Origin of the sequence: Azonexus caeni, assembly GCF_048146105.1 — a bacterium.
In the GTDB taxonomy this organism is placed as follows: domain Bacteria; phylum Pseudomonadota; class Gammaproteobacteria; order Burkholderiales; family Rhodocyclaceae; genus Azonexus; species Azonexus aromaticus_B.
Genome location: NZ_JBKJAD010000069.1, coordinates 1 through 553 on the forward strand (window position 1 = coordinate 1; position 553 = coordinate 553).

Genomic DNA, 553 nt, shown 5'->3' on the forward strand with positions numbered 1-553 from the left:
TCTTCATCCCGTTTCCCTTCCCGGTTCTTGGTCGAGGGTGGCGCGGCGATCAGGGTGGCATCGACTATCGTGCCTTCACGCAGCAACAGACCTTTCTCGGCCAGATGCGCGTTGATGGTATTGAAGATGGATTCGGTCAGTTGGTGCGCTTCCAGCAGACGGCGGAATTTGAGCAAGGTCGTAGCATCCGGTGCCGCTTCCCGCGCCAGGTCGATCCCGACAAAGCGCCGAATGGCCTGGCTGTCGTACAGGGCATCTTCGACGCCTTCGTCCGAGAGCCCGAAGCACTGCTGCGCTACGTACATGCGCAGCATCCGGGTCAGCCCAATGGGCGGGCGACCACGACCTCCCGAACTCGGGTAGAACGGCGTGATCGTCCGCTCCAGTTCCGCCCACGGGGTGATCGCTTCTATCTCCGCTAGAAACCGGTCCCGCCGCGTCTGCTTCTTCTTCGCCGCATATTCCAGTTCAGAAAAGCTCGCTTGCTTTGTCATCTCGCCTACCCGCTGTCACGCTTTCAGCATTTTCTCATCCCAACGCTATCGTCGTTCCG

At 60.0% G+C, this 553-nt stretch carries 1 protein-coding gene; it reads right to left on the reverse strand.

The genetic code is table 11. The features are described from left to right. Positions 1-494, reverse strand: a 494-nt coding sequence (locus tag ACLIIZ_RS21105) for an IS5 family transposase (RefSeq protein ID WP_416695675.1), incomplete at its 3' end; no start/stop codon positions are given. Positions 495-553: the final 59 nt, after the last annotated feature.